The 16,644-nt window shown below is 44.5% G+C and carries 20 protein-coding genes, 1 tRNA gene and 1 pseudogene; 14 read left to right on the top strand and 8 right to left on the bottom strand.

The features are described from left to right. Positions 1-72 precede the first annotated feature (72 nt). The 3 genes and pseudogenes from groL to H8K55_RS21905 form a co-directional block, all read right to left on the bottom strand. On the bottom strand, positions 73-1,728 hold the full coding sequence (gene groL, locus H8K55_RS16035; RefSeq protein ID WP_186943075.1) for a chaperonin GroEL: 1,656 nt from the start codon (positions 1,726-1,728) through the stop codon (positions 73-75). A 205-nt stretch (positions 1,729-1,933) separates the two neighbouring features. Beyond that, positions 1,934-2,224 carry a co-chaperone GroES gene (groES, locus tag H8K55_RS16030; RefSeq protein WP_186943074.1) on the bottom strand — a complete coding sequence of 97 codons (291 nt, stop codon included), beginning with the start codon at positions 2,222-2,224 and terminating at the stop codon, positions 1,934-1,936. A 384-nt stretch (positions 2,225-2,608) separates the two neighbouring features. Then, positions 2,609-2,968 (bottom strand): annotated as a pseudogene (locus H8K55_RS21905) (phage integrase N-terminal SAM-like domain-containing protein). 159 nt (positions 2,969-3,127) lie between these two features. On the opposite strand from H8K55_RS21905, the gene H8K55_RS16015 reads away from it, so the two are divergent. The 13 genes from H8K55_RS16015 (at position 3,128) to H8K55_RS15955 (ending at position 11,243) form a co-directional block, all read left to right on the top strand. Then, the gene (locus H8K55_RS16015) at positions 3,128-3,718 is read left to right on the top strand and encodes a hypothetical protein (RefSeq protein WP_186943071.1); all 591 of its coding nucleotides are present in this window, start codon (positions 3,128-3,130) and stop codon (positions 3,716-3,718) included. Between the two features lie 105 nt (positions 3,719-3,823). Beyond that, positions 3,824-4,114: a DUF7660 family protein gene (locus H8K55_RS16010; protein WP_186943070.1), complete on the top strand. Its 291-nt coding sequence runs from the start codon at positions 3,824-3,826 to the stop codon at positions 4,112-4,114. A gap of 83 nt (positions 4,115-4,197) precedes the next feature. Beyond that, a complete protein-coding gene (locus H8K55_RS16005; RefSeq protein ID WP_186943069.1) occupies positions 4,198-4,890 on the top strand; it encodes a DUF2711 family protein in 693 nt (230 codons plus the stop codon). 99 nt (positions 4,891-4,989) lie between these two features. Continuing rightward, entirely contained in the window at positions 4,990-5,442 is a 453-nt protein-coding gene (locus H8K55_RS16000) for a hypothetical protein (protein ID WP_186943068.1), read from the top strand. A gap of 88 nt (positions 5,443-5,530) precedes the next feature. Further along, positions 5,531-5,926 (top strand): hypothetical protein, encoded by a 396-nt coding sequence (locus H8K55_RS15995; RefSeq protein ID WP_186943067.1) that lies wholly within the window; start codon positions 5,531-5,533, stop codon positions 5,924-5,926. A 454-nt stretch (positions 5,927-6,380) separates the two neighbouring features. Further along, complete coding sequence (locus H8K55_RS15990; protein ID WP_186943066.1) at positions 6,381-6,596, top strand: DUF7336 domain-containing protein; 216 nt, start codon at positions 6,381-6,383, stop codon at positions 6,594-6,596. 76 nt (positions 6,597-6,672) lie between these two features. Beyond that, on the top strand, positions 6,673-7,239 hold the full coding sequence (locus H8K55_RS15985; protein ID WP_186943065.1) for a hypothetical protein: 567 nt from the start codon (positions 6,673-6,675) through the stop codon (positions 7,237-7,239). 121 nt (positions 7,240-7,360) lie between these two features. After that, positions 7,361-7,975: a hypothetical protein gene (locus H8K55_RS15980; protein WP_186943064.1), complete on the top strand. Its 615-nt coding sequence runs from the start codon at positions 7,361-7,363 to the stop codon at positions 7,973-7,975. Positions 7,976-8,067: 92 nt separating this feature from the next. Further along, on the top strand, positions 8,068-8,418 hold the full coding sequence (locus H8K55_RS15975; protein ID WP_186943063.1) for a hypothetical protein: 351 nt from the start codon (positions 8,068-8,070) through the stop codon (positions 8,416-8,418). Between the two features lie 150 nt (positions 8,419-8,568). Continuing rightward, positions 8,569-8,955, top strand: a complete 387-nt coding sequence (locus tag H8K55_RS15970) for a RidA family protein (RefSeq protein WP_186943062.1) — start codon at positions 8,569-8,571, stop codon at positions 8,953-8,955. Positions 8,956-9,187: 232 nt separating this feature from the next. Beyond that, on the top strand, positions 9,188-9,625 hold the full coding sequence (locus H8K55_RS15965; RefSeq protein WP_186943061.1) for a hypothetical protein: 438 nt from the start codon (positions 9,188-9,190) through the stop codon (positions 9,623-9,625). A 303-nt stretch (positions 9,626-9,928) separates the two neighbouring features. Beyond that, on the top strand, positions 9,929-10,240 hold the full coding sequence (locus tag H8K55_RS15960; protein ID WP_186943060.1) for a putative quinol monooxygenase: 312 nt from the start codon (positions 9,929-9,931) through the stop codon (positions 10,238-10,240). A 115-nt stretch (positions 10,241-10,355) separates the two neighbouring features. Further along, a complete protein-coding gene (locus H8K55_RS15955) occupies positions 10,356-11,243 on the top strand; it encodes a BPSS1187 family protein (protein ID WP_222612500.1) in 888 nt (295 codons plus the stop codon). Between the two features lie 118 nt (positions 11,244-11,361). On the opposite strand, the gene H8K55_RS15950 is transcribed toward H8K55_RS15955, so the two are convergent. From H8K55_RS15950 to H8K55_RS15930, 5 genes are read right to left on the bottom strand one after another with little or no spacing between them, the layout of a single operon-like run. Then, complete coding sequence (locus tag H8K55_RS15950) at positions 11,362-12,405, bottom strand: aldo/keto reductase (protein ID WP_186943058.1); 1,044 nt, start codon at positions 12,403-12,405, stop codon at positions 11,362-11,364. Between the two features lie 50 nt (positions 12,406-12,455). Continuing rightward, positions 12,456-13,499, bottom strand: a complete 1,044-nt coding sequence (locus H8K55_RS15945) for a quinone-dependent dihydroorotate dehydrogenase (protein ID WP_186943057.1) — start codon at positions 13,497-13,499, stop codon at positions 12,456-12,458. A gap of 30 nt (positions 13,500-13,529) precedes the next feature. Further along, entirely contained in the window at positions 13,530-14,345 is an 816-nt protein-coding gene (locus H8K55_RS15940; RefSeq protein ID WP_186943056.1) for an arginyltransferase, read from the bottom strand. Further along, the gene (gene aat / locus H8K55_RS15935; RefSeq protein WP_186943055.1) at positions 14,329-15,111 is read right to left on the bottom strand and encodes a leucyl/phenylalanyl-tRNA--protein transferase; all 783 of its coding nucleotides are present in this window, start codon (positions 15,109-15,111) and stop codon (positions 14,329-14,331) included. The genes H8K55_RS15940 and aat overlap by 17 nt, the downstream gene beginning before the upstream one ends. A 21-nt stretch (positions 15,112-15,132) precedes the next feature. After that, complete coding sequence (locus H8K55_RS15930; RefSeq protein WP_186943054.1) at positions 15,133-15,702, bottom strand: NUDIX hydrolase; 570 nt, start codon at positions 15,700-15,702, stop codon at positions 15,133-15,135. 196 nt (positions 15,703-15,898) lie between these two features. Here H8K55_RS15930 and H8K55_RS15925 point away from each other — a divergent pair. Further along, positions 15,899-15,975: transfer RNA gene (locus H8K55_RS15925), tRNA-Met, on the top strand. The last annotated feature ends 669 nt before the right edge of the window (positions 15,976-16,644 follow it).

Raw genomic sequence — 16,644 nt, 5'->3', positions numbered from 1 at the left:
AATCAGGCGAACGATGATGTGTTACTGATGTATTACTGATATGTCACCTACGTTCGCCCAAAGAGGACATGATTACATCATGCCGCCCATACCACCCATACCGCCCATGCCACCCATATCGTGACCATGACCGCCGCCAGCAGCTTTGTCTTCTGGCAATTCAGCAACCAATGCATCGGTTGTCAAAATCAAGCCAGCAACAGATGCTGCGTTTTGCAATGCAGAGCGTGTTACTTTAGCTGGATCGAGAATACCCATTTCGATCATGTCGCCGTAAGTGTCGTTAGCTGCATTGAAGCCGTAGTTGCCAGTGCCGTTGACTACAGCATTGATCACTACACTTGCTTCGCCACCAGCATTTGCCACGATTTCACGCAATGGTGCTTCGATTGCTTTCAAAACGAGTTTGATACCTGCGTCTTGATCTGGATTGTCGCCTTTGATCACGCCAGCTGCTGCACGTGCGCGGAGCAAGGCAACGCCACCGCCAGGAACAACGCCTTCTTCAACCGCTGCACGAGTAGCGTGCAATGCGTCTTCAACGCGTGCTTTTTTCTCTTTCATTTCAACTTCAGTAGCAGCACCAACTTTGATCACTGCAACACCGCCAGCCAACTTGGCAACGCGTTCTTGCAATTTTTCTTTATCGTAGTCAGATGTTGCTTCTTCGATTTGTGCGCGGATTTGTTTAACGCGGCCTTCAATACCAACAGCAGGACCTGCACCGTCGATGATGATGGTGTTTTCTTTGCTGATTTCGATACGCTTAGCTTGACCCAATTGATCCAAAGTCGCTTTTTCCAAAGTCAAACCAACTTCTTCTGCAATCACTTGGCCGCCAGTCAAAATCGCGATATCTTCCAACATCGCTTTACGACGATCACCAAAACCTGGCGCTTTAACAGCAGCAGTTTTCAAGATGCCACGGATGTTGTTCACAACCAAAGTTGCCAATGCTTCGCCATCGACGTCTTCTGCGATGATCAACAATGGACGACCAGATTTTGCAACTTGTTCCAACACCGGCAGCAAATCACGGATGTTGGATACTTTTTTGTCGTATAACAAAACAAATGGGTTATCCAAAATCACAGCTTGTTTTTCTGGATTGTTGATGAAGTACGGTGACAAGTAGCCACGGTCAAATTGCATACCTTCAACGATATCCAATTCGTTTTCCAAAGACTTACCATCTTCAACAGTGATCACGCCTTCTTTGCCGACTTTGTCCATTGCTTTAGCAATGATGTCACCGATGTTTTGGTCAGAGTTTGCAGAGATAGAACCAACTTGAGCGATTTCTTTGTTAGTCGTTGTTGGGCGAGCGATGTTTTTAACTTCCGCTACCAAAGCCACAACTGCTTTGTCGATACCGCGCTTCAAATCCGTTGGATTGAAACCAGCAGCCACATATTTAAAGCCTTCGCGCACGATTGCTTGTGCCAATACTGTCGCTGTTGTTGTACCGTCACCAGCGTTGTCAGAAGTGCGGGAAGCAACTTCTTTCACCAACTGCGCGCCCATGTTTTCGAGCTTGTCTTTGAGTTCGATTTCTTTAGCAACTGACACACCGTCTTTAGTCACGGTAGGCGCGCCGTATGAACGCTCCAAAACTACGTTACGACCTTTAGGGCCCAAAGTTACTTTAACTGCGTTAGCCAAAACGTTAACACCGTTAACGATTTTTGCACGTGCGTCATCGCCGAATACAACTTGTTTAGCTGCCATAATAAAATTCTCCGAATAAGGATGAAACTCTGAATTTGTTTTCCGGTCTCGCTTTGTGAAAAGCAAGCGCGGAGTCAGTCATTTGAATGTCTGAGTAAGCGTAGCGAGCGGCTGAAGTTTGAATCGAGAAGCGCAATCGTACTTTAGTACGAAGAGCATCGCAGGTTCAAAATTCGGCCGCGCAGTAGCTTAATCAGGGGTTCAATTATTTTTGGACGATTGCGAAGATGTCTTCTTCGCGCATTACCAAGACTTCATTGCCGTCAACTTTGACAGCTTGACCAGAATATTTACCGAACAAAACGCGGTCACCAACTTTAACTTCTAAAGCGCGCACAGTGCCGTTTTCCAATACCTTGCCGTTACCTACAGCCAGTACTTCACCTTGATCTGGTTTCTCAGCTGCTGCGTCAGGCAAAACGATACCGGATGCTGTTTTTGTTTCTTGATCCAAACGTTTAACGATAATGCGATCGTGCAGGGGACGAAGATTCATACTAACTCCTAAAAAAATTACAAAAGTAAAATTACCAAAGTAAATAAAATTGCAAAACAAGAAACTTAAGCCAACTTGTCTCTACTCGCTAAAGCGCAGCAAGCGCACTAAATAAGAGCAAAGCAAGTCAATTCAAGTCTTATTTCACTAGAAAATTCTTGCTAGAGGAAAACACAATCAACACTAAAAATAAGATTGTTAGCACTCTCTCTCGCTGAGTGCTAATTATATGGGCGGGGTGGGGCTTTTTCAAGGAAGAAAGTTGAAAATAGCAGTTTTATTTTAAAAATCAGAGGCTTAGCACGACTTGTCGCGCTAAATTAGATGTGAAATATGAAAATTTTTGCATTTGCTTGACGTTTGGAAAACACACGAAAAACGGTGTCAGAGGCTATCAAGTGGGCTACGTAACTTTGTAAGCACAACTGGTAAATGCTTTTTTTCCTTAGGGCGACCAATTTCGTTTAGCCACGGCAATTCGATTTTGAGCACTTCTTTATACAAGTAGAGAAGTGCGCTTAAAGCTTGACGATGTGTCGAAGGCGAAATATTACGCTCTACAACCAACATCGATAAAAATGCTTCCACCTCTGGTGCTCACATGTCTTTCGGATGTCGAAGACCTGACCAACGAATAAAAAAGCGGATCCAGTAAATATACAGTTTTTCTGTTGCAAGACTGTAATGTTTATAACGTATGCTCTCGCGCACTTGATCTAATAGACGAGGCGGTTTAGCGTCCATATATGCTCCTCTTGTTATACTGTATATTTGTACAGTATAACAAAAAAGAGGTAATAAACATAAGCCTTTTGTGAAAGTTGAAACAGTGTTGCTCAATTTGTACGTTTGTGTTAACGTCGGTTTTTTCACTTTAAAACAAGTTATGCACAAGGAGTTTATGTGAAATCAATTCTTGCATTGCTTGCTTTGGCTTTAGTTGGGTGCGCTTCATCACCGCCTTTTCAATCTGTCCCGCTCGGTGCCAAATTCGAACTGCTTGGTGCAATTGTTCAAGCACCGAATGAGCCCGACTGGTACCTCATAGGAGTAAATCAAGTCAATCTTGCTTTAGGTAAACGGCTACCGTCGCGATCCGAAAGCCTTATTGCGAGTTCCACTTTTTTTATGTTTGAGTACAACGCCGACGACGACACATATTTAAATCAAATAATGAAAGAAAGGGCGGCGAAAAATGACGCAACTCGATTCACGGTCGTATCTGTTACCAATGAGTTGGTAGACTTCAAGGGCGCTAGGTGCTTTACATACAAAACGTCAAGTGCTGACCATGGCGCAAAAGGAGTTACAGGCAATGCTACTCAGTATCTAAAAACAATGGGCATGGTTTGTCGGCATCCATCAAATAAAGCAATAGCAGTTCAAATCGAGGTATCACATCGATCCCCAGTGCAGGAATTTCCGACAGCTTATTTACCAGTTGCGAATAAATTCATTCAAGAATTGCAATTAGTAGATAACAAGGTGCGTTAGTGCATAACAAAACGTTCAAAATCGCTCCACTTCGTTCCGCTGGGACACGCTTACGCTTCGCTCCAGCGTGCCCTTTAACTTTGCGCTATAGGTCTTATTTCTAATATGGCTGAAAAATTAAATGAACTTCTTGACGCAGTCACAGACGGCCCATCATTTCTAGCATTTGTTGCTGAATTGCGATCTGATCGGGAATTAGAAGTCCAATCTCATAAAGAAGTTGACGATTTTGGGCGCGGTTCGAACGGCTGGGAAAATCACACCATTGAGAGTTTTCTTGAGGCGGCGAGTGCTTGGGCAGAATCTTCGGATTTTGGTCTCAAACAAGGGTTAAGTGCCGCTAATCCGTGGCGGCAATTCGCGGTCTTCTTGTACTGTGGAAAAATATATGAATAAGTTGACCTATAACTGGTCGTTCGTTTTGGACTGCTGCGCCGCCCCACAACTAAAACGTTATATTTCAAGAGGACGACTGACGAATGGCTGATAGAGTATTGCCACAACCAGAAAAGTTTGCATCGTGCCCATACGATGAAAAGATACTCGATTTCTACAAAGGTCAATTTGACGCAGTGTTTATGTTACTTCATCCTTTCTTTTATCCTCGGAAAATTAACATTGATCGCTTCTGTCCAGAGCATTGGCCAACCAAGCTCGAAATTATCGAGACTTGTGAAAGAGTGTCTTGGAAACGAATTATTGAATTGACCGACTTATCTTCTTTCGCGCAAATAGATGTCGGACTAAGGACAAGTATTCACGGTTTATATAGAGAAATTGCGAATGAAGACTACGCATTTCGTTTAATCGAATTGACCGAAAAAGAAAATATTATTCACCCTTCAGAGGGACAACTTCCACCTCTTCTTGAAAATCGAATTTATGAAGCGATTAAAGTTTTGGGATATGAGTGGTTGTGGGTTGGAAACGAATTTGGAACGGAGAGAAAGCTACATTGGATCGATGACTTAATGAAGAATGATGAAATCCCAAGTCACGGCTGTGTATTTACTCACGATCATAGTTTGCTAGTAACGACTCATTGGGACAGCCATTGCTCTTTCTTATGTTCGTCAAAAGAGATCATCGAAAGAATCTTAGAAGTTGAAAAGTTTGAAGGTTTCTACTGTACCGAAAATACAGAAGTGTACTGGGGCGCATATGAAATATAACTGGACAATCGATCGGACTGGCCGTGCTGCTATTGGGTTCTTTTTTTATTTGCGGGCAGCCATCCGCTCATTTCAGCGTTATGCACTTGGAGTTTGATCGTGCTTAGACCTATCGTAAAGAAAATATCTGCGTTTCTACGTGGAGGCACAAGTACATTTAGTGAAGTAGAAATGTTACTTCTAAAGGCTATTTTAAATAAACTTCCAGAAACGGAAGCAAAAATTTTTTTCCAACAAATTTCAACTGTTTCACTAGTTCAACGTCCGAATCCAAGAAGGCTGGTGGTTGCGTACTATTCGAATAAAAACAAGGTTTCTCAGTTGCCGTATCTTGGGTATGAATACTGTTTTGCTAAAGTATCGTATAAATTGAATGGCAAAACAAAAACTACTAATGTCGTTTTACATGATGGTCGGCTTATGTCTCTCGAAAGAAGCGTGCCTAGTAGAAACGAAGAAATCGATTCAATAACGAGTGTTGCACTTCATCCAAGCGGTTATAAATCGGTTGCGGAAGAAATTGATATGGAAGAGCATGAGCAAAATGCATAACAAGATGGTCGATCAGACTGGCCGCGATATGGTTCAGTATTTTACTAATTTGTGTGCGGCCATCTGCTCACCGTTGCGTTAAACCTCAATGTTCAAGTTCTGGCGTACCCCTGAATTTACAGATCCCGAGATCGGGATTCTCAAACGTGCGGGCAAAGGCATGTGGTATTCAATGTCAAAAGAAGGAGCACCAAGCATCACCGTAGAAGGTAGTAAAGATCGCCCGTTTCAGCAATCACTTGACGTAGCGCGTAGGCTTTTACGCGAAGGTAACCATATAACTTCTGTAGCTGAGGAGTTTTTAACGCAAGACTCGCAAGCTACGGAGTTTTTGCAGTCTGGTGGGAAACTTATTTGTGATGGATTTACCGTTTACGAGCCACAGGAGATCGCTGTAGAGTTTTCGCTTTCGGACTGGCCGGATGCCATGATTACAGTGCTGTTTAAAGGAGGCCAACCATGCGAAGTTCAGCTCGCAGACTGAGGTTTAACGTTTCATTCGTGACAGACGCGCAAATTAGCGCTTTCTTCGATTTTGTTCACGTGCGAGCGCGCCGCACAATTCGACGTTAAACATATGATTCCCAAGCGCACAAAGTCTCAACTTGCCGGACAGCTAGGACGTTTTGTGCAAGAGTATGCACGCAAGGCTCATAAAGGTTGGGATCCGAACGATAGGAATTATGATCGGAAAATTGAGGATAAGATGAAGAGGCTTTCTCCCGAGGACTTGTCGGAGTTACTTTATGGTGACGATATTTCTCCCGTCGAGCCGCATGAAAAACCGCTTAAGTCAGAATGATGATTTTGTTTAACAAGACGCTCGGTACTGACACTGCGCATTATGACATCTCGATTCGTCGTAGTTTTTCAATGACTTGCTCTTCGGCTCTCGCCCGTAACGCGCAGTGCCGGGCAGCTCGGTGTTGGGCCGCATAATGGAAACGGTATATCTGCTCTGGCATGTTCGTGGTGATGACGAATACAAGGAAAATGCAAAGCTCATTGGTGTGTTTCCTTCGGATGATTTAGCGCGAGCGGCCACCGTAACGCTGCGCTTGAAGTCTGGTTTCCGAGAACACCCGGATGGATTTGAGATCAATGCTTATGAACTGGGTCAGGTGCACTGGCAGGATGGATTTGGTGTCGAATGAATTTAAACAGCCCAACCTTTTATTCCAGCGGATCGCCTACGGCGCCCGCTGAATTCGCACGTAGAGCTCAAATCCAATGAGTATTCGAAAAATATTGCTTAGCCAATTTATGTTACTCGTGATTTGTTCAAGTATTAGTTTTGCGGGCGCTTTTGAACAGTCGCCCGCAGTTAAATTAGTCGACGAGTTTTACAGAAGATACCTAGCATTTGATCACACAAAAACACAGGGTGTTTCACAACCCGATATCTCATTGTCGAAGGCGTTCTCAAATGAAGTAAAGAAGTCCACGGTCGATTGCAAAAGATTCGGAGAGGGACCATGCGGTTGGGGCGATGATGGGGATAAATATTTAGATACTCAGGAAATAGACCCAAATTTGACGTATTCCAATTCACGGATATCGATTAAAGAAATTTCCCTAGGCACGGTGCGAGTCAAACTCAACGTATATCCCTCGGAGAAGAATGCAGTCGCTTACTATAACAAAACGATTACATACAAAATTATTTTTGAAAATGAAAAGTATGTCGTTGATGATATAGCATACTCTGACGGTATTTCGATGCGAAAAAAACTTTTGGACGAGCGAGCTTACATTCGTGAGAATGTCAGAAAAAATGCTATGGGGACAATCAAGTGAGTTCTAACAGGATGCTCGCGCGGGCTGGCCATGACGCTGCTCAGTCTTCTATAAATTTGTGGGCGACCATCCTCACCGTTGCGTTAGGATTTGTATTCTTCATGCAAAGAGAGGCCATCTTGTGAATGTAAGAACACTTCTATTTACTCTATTTCTAGCGTCCTTTATAAACACTTCAAACGCGAAAATTGAAGTCCCAGATAATGTTATCCGCCTAATCAATAACTCCTTCCCGCAGTGTGACCTTTCAACGCCCGTCACCGGGTCTTTATATGGAGAATCGAGTTCAGATATTGCCGTCGTGGTTGGCTGCAAGAGCTCCAAAAATGACTACTCCAGCCTTCAACTTATACTTGTTCTAACAAAAGACTCCGATGGAAAGTACTTCATCGCAAGCAAGACAGGCAAATTTGATACCGATGGAATTTATGACCTCTCATTAGAAATAAAGAAGAACTCATTATTTATTCACATTTCAATCCCCGGCAGCCAAACTGCTATTGTCACCAATTATCAATTTAAGAAAATTGGAAAAGACCTAACTCTAATAGGCATGGAAACTCAATCCTATTATCATGGAGATGCGCCCCAAGATAAAAGCACTGAGGATTTCCATATCAGTACCAACTATCTAACCGGAGTTGTTCTAGATAGTCGCCACAAAGCCGGAAAGAGTAAAAAAGTAAGGCTTAAAAAAATTCAATTTCAAGAGTTCTTTCCTGGGATTGAGTCGTAGCCAAACCCTAACAATTCATTCAAGGCCGATGACGTACCGCCGCGCCCTTATCTCAAACGTTTTGCACATCATTCCGCAGGAGCGAAATTGAAATGAAATTATTTATTTTTATTGTTGTATTTATTTATAGCATCTCTGTTTCCGCAGGCAATAATGAGTTACGGACAATTAAATTTTCTATGCCGCGTCTTTCTCCTGAAAAGGTGATTGAATTAACAGAAAAGTATTTGTACAAAGAAAAACGTATCGATCTGAAAAATTACAAACTTGGGCGTATAGATTTCATGTATTACTCGTCATCTAATAGGCCAAAAAATATTGATGATATTGGCTGGACTGTGGGATTTGAATGTAAAGATGGAAAAGCTGTGCCAGGCTGCGGCTTACTAGTTGGCGTTTCAAATGACATTATTCCAAAATTCACTATTTATCCAGGTTTGTAGTTGTACATAACAATTCGATCAACAGATAATCGCTAATGAATATTTCGCCTAATTTTTTGACCGTCATGGTGATCTCGCCATCTTGGAGTTAGGCACTGCATTCAAGCGCGTTAGAAAAACATTCAACATTCGAAACGGATAATCAAAACCATGCGTAAGCACATCACAAGTGGCGAAGGTTTGCCACAATGGACTTCACCAATTAGTCATGCCGTCGTTGTCAATAACATCTGCTATTTGAGTGGACAGATTTCCATTAGCGCATCAGGCACATACGTGCCCGGTACTGCATTGGAAGAAGCCCGACGAGCATTTGAGAATCTGTTCTGCGCGGTACGCGCTGCGGGCTTTTCTCTTGATGAGATCACTTTCATTGACATCGCATTTGTAGATCTCAGCGATCTGCCTCAAGTCAATGACCTGTTTGCTGAGCTATTCCCAGAAGGAAAGCGCCCCGCACGTACGGTGTACCAAGCGGCAGGGCTACCTTACGGCGGTAAAGTGAAGGTGATGGGTGTTGCGATTCGTGATGCTTAGCGCTTTCTTTTTGGACTTCTTACGTTGGAATCTGATCCTCATCTTCTAAGTGCACTCGTGCGCTTCATAACGAAAAAAGGGACGAGAGAGTTCATCCCCTCACACGAGTCGAATCGTGTCGGCAATTTGCCGCTCGCGGTTTAGTTTTAACGTTAAACATTAATTTCTTTATGTCGACAAAGCCGCTAATATTGCAAAGATGGCGCTCCTCAATGAGCTTTGATAATCTCGCTTGTTAATTAACTTAGCTGCTTCTCCGTTGCCTGTTCCGGCGGCTAGTTATTTTGAAAAATGGATACTAATGAACCCAATAACATGCCCCATGTGTAATGCGAACGAGGTATCAAGATCCTCCTTGGTCATAAGCTCGTTTGGAGGCATCGCTGCCTGCAAAGGTTGCAAACAGCCCATTACGGTGTCACTGGTGTGCAAAAATTTAGTGCTTATCGTTTCTGTGTTGTCGATAATTATCGCACTGTCGGTGGGCTATGACAAAAATCAAACACTCCATTTTGAACGAGCTCTGCTCACCCTAATTGCGCTTGAAGGACTTATCGGTATTGCTGTTTATTTGTTTGCCGTGCCTTATCGTATCAAACAGATTTCGTTACTGGCGCGAGTAATACCATGGATAGTATTTTTCTTCATTTGCTTGGCGCTATATTGGTAATAACTTCGATAGAAATTTGTCCCGCCATGCATTCCAACCCACGCCCACGGTGCCGCTTAAATTTCGTATTGAATACCGATGAAATGTTTTAGAGTTAATTTGAGAGGACAATATTGCAATGGCGGGTAACTTGAAGTCTTTTCTACTCTTACTGCTGCTATCGCATATCGGCGATGAAGTCCTTGATCTGAATGACTTTAATTTGTCCAATCGCGCTTAATAAAAGCCTGTCATCGTCGTCATGGTAACCGCTACAATGGCTGTCTCATTCGTTTTACAAATCTCAATTTGGAGAGACAAACTATGTACGGTCTTATCGGAAAAATGAAGTGCACACCGGGGCAGCGAGATTTTTTGATTTCTATTTTGTTGGAAGGCGTATCTGGAATGCCCGGTTGCCTGAGTTATGTTGTCGCTAAAGATCCGACAGATCCAGATGCGGTATGGATTACAGAAGCATGGGAGAGTCAACAGGCGCACAAAGATTCGCTATCGCTGGCTTCGGTACAATCGGCAATCGCCAAGGCGCGGCCAATTATTGCGGGATTTGGTGAACGTTTTGAGACGCAACCTGTCGGTGGTCATGGCCACGTTACGGTAAATAACGCTGCTTAGTCTTTCATTGCTTGTCACCTCTTTGACATTCTAGGAAATTCAAAACATAGTCAGTAATCAGTGCTCGTCGTCCAGATATCCAAATTATTGAAGACTCTTGGAGAAAAAGTTGATCATGAAGATGAAGAAATTAATTGCTGGCATGGCTTTTATGCTGGTGAGTTACGCTCAGGCTGAAGTAGTACGCGTGGATGTGCGACCTTCCGCGACGGCGCCGGAGATCAAGACGGCCGATTCACCGCATATCGTTCTTATTGATTCTGGCGGCGGGGCAGGCGATCTTTTGTTGTGGATGCCGGGGACTTTGGGACGCCCGCATTTGGGTGCGCAATTAGATTTCCCGCAATTTGCAGCACAACAGGGTTATCGCGTCATTATTTTATCTTACATTACAGATCAGGCTGTGTCGGGTATTTGCGTCGGTAAAAACTTGCGCAGCAATCGCTCGTGTGCAGAAGATTTTCGACGCAAACGAATTTTTGGTGATGAGGGATTTTCATTGATCGCGGATCAGCCACAAGACGCGATTCAGTATCGATTCGTTAAACTTTTGCAACATTTAAAAGAGACGCGCCGTGATGAGAATTGGGATCAATATCTGAACACTGATGGCAGTCCACGGTGGGAGCGTATTGCGGTTGGTGGCCAATCGCAGGGCGGTGGGCATGCAGCTTTTATCGCTAAAACGAAGCCTGTGGCGCGCGTCATTATGTTGTCGGGTGGCTGGGATATGAGCGCGCCCGCTGAGATTGCCGACTGGTACGTCAAGCCTAGTGCAACACAGCCTGAGCGCTGGTTTGCGACTTATCATGTTGAAGAGCCTACGGCGAATGTGATGGCAGAAATTTACCGTGCTTTGCAGATTCCAGCGGCGAATGTCGGCGCTCTGGATAAGCCTGTGCGTGGTGGTAAAGCACATGGTGAAGGCTTGTCCAATTCTGCTTATCAATCGTGGTGGAAATTTGCGCTTGGGCGTGCTGCTTCGGTTTCGGGATCACCTTAAATCTTCACCATCAACCTTCAACATAAGCCATCGCTTTGAACCATCATCTCGAACCATAGGCGTGAAGTGATATGTGTTCACGCCTATGGCGATGATATTTTGTGATGAGGTTTTGTAATTATTGCGCGGGGTTTGCACCCTCAGCATGAATTTGATTGATCGCTAAAATCAACTCATTACTTAGGTGAACGTCAGTTGCCCGAATATTCTCTTCTAACTGCCGCAAATCTGTCGCGCCGATAATCGTACTTGCAACAAACCAACGTGAGTAACACCATGCCAATGCAAGTTGTGTTGGCGTTAATCCATGCGCGCGCGCCAAAGTCGTATAACGTGCACTGGTGGCGATCACCTCTGGGCGCATATAGCGAGGACTCCATGTTGGAGGGAATTTTGTCAAACGACCTTTGGCTTGTGTGTCGTCTACATATTTACCTGTTAAACGTCCGAAGGCAAGTGGGCTGTATGCGAGCAAGCCAACTTGTTCACGATAGCAGGTTTCTGTTAAGCCTTGTTCGTAGCTGCGGTTCATCAGGTGGTAAGGGTTTTGAATTGAGATGATGCGCGCTTGTTGTTTGCGTTCTGCATGTTTGATGAATTCGCTCACGCCCCATGGGGTTTCGTTGGATACGCCTATGTGCCGAATTTTGCCCTCTTTGACCAGACTATCTAACACATCCAAAGTCGCTTCAATCGCGACGCTGTCATGTTCTAAATCGGGATTAAATTCTTTTTGACCGAAGATAGGCGCGTTGCGGCTGGGCCAATGTAATTGATACAGGTCGATGTAATCCGTATTCAGACGTCGCAAGCTAGCTTCAACCGCGATACGAATATTTTTTTCATCAAGATCATTATCGCCATTGCGTATCCATGACATGCCGCGCGATGGGCCTGCGACTTTGGTGGCTAAAATAACTTTGTCACGTTGACCGGATTGCTTGATCCAACTGCCTATGTATTGCTCGGTACGATGGACTGTTTCAGCGCGTGGCATGACGGGGTACATTTCTGCGGTGTCGATGAAATTGATCTCATTTGCTAAGGCGAAATCTAGTTGCTGATGTGCTTCTGCTTCTGTATTTTGTTCGCCAAACGTCATGGTGCCAAGACATACTTCTGACACCATTAAATCGCTGCTACCTAGTTTTTTGTATTTCATTATTGATCCGAATTTTTTGCACGAAGGTATTTGCTAATTTGTTTGCTGATTTATTTGTTGTTGCGTATCGCCAATGCACATTCACGCACCAAGGCAGGGCCTCGATAAATTAAGCCGGAATACACTTGCACCAGAGACGCCCCAGCATCCATTTTTGCCACTGCATCTTTACCAGAAAAGATGCCGCCAACACCGATGATAGGCAGCGCGTCACCGAGTTCGGATTTCAAAGCGCGTATGACTTTATTCGACAATTCAAATACCGGTTCGCCGGACAATCCACCAGCTTCTTCACCATGCTGCAAGCCTTTAACTGCATCGCGAGTAATCGTCGTGTTGGTTGCAATCACACCGTCGATTTTATGGCGCAATAAAGACTCAGCGATGTTTTTGATTTGCTCGCTGTCGATGTCCGGTGCAATTTTTAAGGTGATGGGTACATAGCGTTTGTGTTGATCAGCTAAGCGTTGTTGTGCATCTTTGAGTTTGGATAAAAGATCATCGAGTTCTGATGCGCCTTGCAACTGGCGTAGGTTTTTGGTGTTCGGTGAGGAGATGTTGACAGTCACATAGCTGGCGTAAGGATAGACTTTGTTCAAGCACAGTAAATAATCATCGGCGGCTTTTTCTATCGGCGTGTCGGCGTTCTTGCCGATATTTAAACCGAGTACGCCTTGCTTCTCTTGGTAAAAACGTGAAGCTTGTACATTGGCGACAAAAGCATCGACGCCACCGTTATTAAATCCCATGCGATTAATAATCGCATTGGCTTGCGGCAGGCGGAACATACGTGGTTTAGGATTGCCAGCTTGCGCGCGCGGCGTGACTGTGCCGATTTCTATAGAGCCAAAACCTAACGATGCCAAACCGTCGATATAACGTCCATCTTTATCCAAACCAGCAGCTAAACCCACGGGATTTGGAAATGTAATTCCCATCACCTTGCGCGGATCAGCGGCTGGTTTGGGTAGTAATCGCGTCAGCCCCATATTGTGAGCACGCTTTAAACCTGGCAGCGTCAAATCATGCGCGCTTTCTGGATCCATGAAGAAGAGGAAAGGGCGGACTAATGAGTAGAGCAATTGATTGGACATAATATTTGAGGAATTTTAAATGGATTGAATTTAGAGAGATTTCCAGCTGCCGTCGAGTAAAGCTTGCAGCGGTTTGAAATTAGTTTTGTACGACATTTTGCGACTGGCTTCTATCCAGTAACCGAGATACAGATAAGGCAGTCCAAGGATTTTGGTTTGTGCGATTTGCCATAAGACGTTAAAGGTACCGTAAGAACTATGCGGCACATCGGGATCGTAGAAGGTATACACGGACGATAAGCCGTCATTCAAAATATCGATGATACTGACCATGCGCAAAATATTTTGTGCATCACGAAACGCGATCAGTCGTGTATTAACTCTGCTCTGCAATAAAAATTGCGCATATTGATCGCGCCCATCTTGATCCATCCCACCGCCAGCATGACGGCGACTTTGATAGCGTTGATAGAGTTCAAAATGTTCTTCGACAAATTCCAGAGGCAGAATTTCAGCGCGCAGATCAGCGTGCAAATTTAATGCGCGACGCTGGCTGCGATTGGTTTTGAATTCACCGACGACGGTACGTACGGGTGTGCAAGCCGAACAATGATCGCAATAAGGACGGTAGATAAAAACACCGCTGCGCCGAAAGCCACGGCTGACTAATTCCGAATACACTTCATTGCCAATCAGGTGAGCTGGTGTGGCTACCTGCGAGCGTGCTTGCCGGTCATCCAGATAACTGCAAGCATAGGGCGCAGTCGCGTAATAATGCAGCGTGATGTAGTCGTCCGCATTATTGCTAACATCGGCGCTCTCAGGCTCTCCATCAATGTTGCGATCGTCTGCCTCTTCAACTATGGGCAGGCTTGGCGGCGCTGGCGAATTAGTTCGGGATTGCATCGCTGTTCATCTTTCTGCTGGCTTGGGGATGCGTTGTATGTAAGTATTCCTTGAAGCTGAGTAAATCTAAAGGCTGCCAATTTTGGATCGTATCTTGCATAATCGCCAGCTTCACATGTTGCATAAAATCGTGTCGACTAATTGGCTTGGCACCGAATGTTGCCAGATGCGAAGTCTCTTGCTGGCAGTCTATCATTTCCACATCATGCTTGCGTAAGAAAACGACTAACTGACTTAATGCCATTTTAGAAGCATCTGTTACCTTCGCAAACATAGACTCACCATAAAACATCTTACCTATGCAAATGCCATAGGCACCGCCGACCAGCTCGCCATCTAGCCAGACTTCAGAACTATGTGCATAGCCTAGTTTGTGTAGGGCAGTGTAGCCTGCGATGATCTCTTCTGAAATCCAGGTGCCATCCTGATTCTTGCGTGGTTCTGCGCAGTGACGCATGACTTGCTCGAATGCCGTGTTAAAGCGAAAGCGCCAGCGCGGATCTTTGAGCGATTTGGTCAGTCGCTTCCTTAAACTATCTGAGAGTTTAAATTCTGCGGTATTCAATACCATACGTGGATCGGTTGACCACCACAACACCGGCTGACCTTCAGAAAACCATGGAAAGATGCCGTGCTGATAAGCATTTAATAAGCGCTCTGGCGATAAATTTGCGCCTGCCGCTAATAAGCCTGCTGCACCTTGTTCTTCTGTTAAGGCTTGTTCTACATCAGGAAAGGGGCTGTCAATTTCTAACCAAGGAATCATAGGTGCTGGATGCCGATATGTTTAGTCAGGGCGGTGCGATTTAAAAAAATCATGTTCGTGCAGACTAAATTGCCCACCAGTCCGGACTTTTTTTAGATCTTCAAAAAAGAACTTTAAAGTCTGGCTTACTGTAGGAAAGGCAATTTCATTCCACGGGATTTCATCTTCGCTAAACAAAGCCACTTCGAGACTCTCAGTACCCGCCAAATAATTCGTATCAATTAATGTCGCTCTATAGAATAGGTGGACTTGATCCACATGCGGCACACTGAGTACAGAAAACAATTCATGCAGCGTTATATTTGCGCCAGCTTCCTCTATCGTCTCGCGCTGTGCCGCTTGGCGGCAGGTTTCTTGATTCTCCATAAAACCCGCAGGCAAAGTCCAATAGCCGTAACGTGGCTCAATGGCGCGTTTGCAAAGGAGTACCTTAACTTCGCCCGCGATATTCCAAATCGGCAAGGTGCCAACCACCATGTTCGGATTTTGATAGTGAATCGTGCCACAGTCTGTGCAAACAAAGCGTTCACGCGTATCGTCGGCGGGAACTTTCAAAGCTACTGGCGCAGCGCAAACAGAGCAAAATTTCATGGTGTAAAGCTTTCGGAGCAATGACGTAAATTGAATCTGTGAAAGTGTATCACCGCCTGCTTGTTTCTCTGCGTGAGTAGATGATAAAACTACTCTAGGTCATGAAGCTGTAATAGAAATAGGCTTGTGAATAATGCTTAAGCATAGAAAGAAATTGCGCAAAGCAGCAAAGTCCTGTATAGTTCTACTTATCAGACGCGGGGTGGAGCAGTCTGGCAGCTCGTCGGGCTCATAACCCGAAGGTCGTAGGTTCAAATCCTGCCCCCGCAACCAAGATTTCAGTGAAATTAAAAGCCTACATAATGTAGGCTTTTTTTTCGTCTGTTGGATTATTTCGTAGTCGTATACATGGACTGCGAGACCTTGTTCCCATAACTTTTTTGGGGGCAATATATAACATCAATTATCAATTGTAGTTCTTATTAGTTTCTGCCTTAGTTCAGCGTAACGCTATCGAACTCAAGTGAGAACTTTTGAGTCGCATAAAGCAGCAACAGACAGGGCGCACGATTTTGAAGTAAAAATGTGTCGTGGCGGATCCCCAGATTTGTCCAATGTAGAGGCAGTCACTCCCTTTGAGCTTCTCGAGCGTCATTGTTAAAAATTGACTCTTGAAAAAATGCGAGCAGTTCCAAGAAAATTATCGTGTCTTGCAGTTGATACGTCATCCGATATCTTTGCGTTCACTTGTTCGTTTGCGTCATGCAGATTTTTAGACTAACACAATAAACGCATCAAGCAAGTTGAACCAAAGATGCTTCAACTTGAGCTTTCTCTGCTACCTCTCGTTTCGAATAATGTTTGACGCGACTGGCTAACTCCTATCGAAAATTCAGTTTATGTGGCGAAGCCTCTCTTTGCGTCCCAAATAGAAGGCTAAAAACTGTTGACTATATTCATTTTAATCACTGTTTATTAAGGGATAAACAGCGATTGTCGTTT

The sequence above is a fragment of the Affinundibacterium flavidum genome (genome assembly GCF_014284175.1).
Lineage (GTDB): Bacteria > Pseudomonadota > Gammaproteobacteria > Burkholderiales > Burkholderiaceae_D > Undibacterium > Undibacterium flavidum.
The sequence above is the reverse complement of the archived record's forward strand: the minus strand, read 5'-3'. Positions and strand labels throughout refer to the sequence as shown.